The following is a 1,343-nucleotide window of genomic DNA, read 5'->3' as shown; positions in this document are numbered from 1 at the left end:
CAAGTCAATCAGCAAAGCCGTTTACTTCGTTTGTCATGCAGCTGTCAGATCATCGCCTACAGCAAACACATATAGAGGCTCTCTTATTGCGGTCTCACCGCTGCCTGTTGTTTTTCCATCCCTAGAAATGACAGGGGCACTAGACATTTATCGGTTAACCCTGCGCTGGCGCTATTCAAGACAAAGGTGCTTTAAGCACAGTTAGTTCCAGGCTCAGCCAAGGTGTAAGCGATTTTGCTGATTGTATTGGTGCGCGCCAATAAGGTGTCGAATCAAGGCTACGTAGCTTAGTGCTTTGGCATATTAATCATCAGATCTGGAAGTCGTAGCTCCACTGGTTTAGATGACTAAAGGCGTGCTCGCGATTATCTAGTTAGATGTTCAGCTCACCTTATTGCGCGACTTTAACCTGCTAAAAATCGTTTCTCATCAAACACCGTTTTGTTTTTTAACATGAAGTAGACACAGCGCCCGAGTTTATGCGCAAGCGCTGATAAAGCTTTTGCTTTGCTCATTCGCTTTTGTAATTTGTTGAGGTAATTGCGGGCTTTTTCATTGCCCCTGAGATAGAGCACTGCAGCTTCCGAAAAAGCCCACTTCAAATGCGCATTGCCAATTTTGTTGCCTTGAGTACCGTAAGTTTTTCCAGCCGATTCAGCTTTGCATTTGACCAGCCTAGAATAAGAAGCAAACTTTTGCACCGACTCAAAACGCTGAATATCACCAATTTCAAATAAGATAGTGAGGGCGAGTATTTTTCCTATACCTGGCACAGTTCTCAGTATCTGAAGGTAGGTAGGCTGCATGGAATTAGCCTGCCTTTCAATAAAAAACTCTACTTGGGAGAGCTCTTTGGCATAGAAATCCAGCAATGCCATATCCATATCGATATTGCGCTGGACAATGGGATCATCAAAATTGCTTCGCAGAGCTTCTCTGGCACATTTGTTCTTCAGGTTGAGTTCCATGGAGGGCAAATTATATTGACTGTTGGTATTGACCACATGGCCTTTAAGCATGGCACCATGGCGAACGATTTTGGTTCTTCGGCGAAGTAAATCACGGGCCGCGCGCATTTCTTTGGGGTAGGTATAAGCCAAAGGAAAGTTGCCACCGCGCAAGAGTGAGGCAATTTTAAAGGAGTCGACTTTATCGTTTTTGGTTTTGCCACCGTGAATGGCTTTCATATATAGTGCATGACCAAGGACAAAGTCGATGCCTTGCTCCTCGCACCAATCAGAAACCCAGTACCAGCAGTGCATGCATTCCACTCCGACAACCACTTGGCCAATGTAGGGTTCGAGTAACATCATCAGTTCATCTTTGTCAGCTTTAATTTTTTT

1 protein-coding gene is annotated in these 1,343 nt (G+C 44.6%); it reads right to left on the bottom strand.

The window, feature by feature from the left end:
- Positions 1–404: 404 nt before the first annotated feature.
- On the bottom strand, positions 405–1,343 hold a 939-nt coding region (locus K1M91_RS21150), incomplete at its 5' end, for an IS110 family transposase (RefSeq protein WP_232804239.1).

This window comes from Motilimonas sp. E26 (genome assembly GCF_021278025.1).
GTDB lineage: Bacteria > Pseudomonadota > Gammaproteobacteria > Enterobacterales > CBDFNC01 > Motilimonas.
Note: the sequence above shows the minus strand (reverse complement) of the source record. Positions and strands in the feature narration are given on the sequence as shown.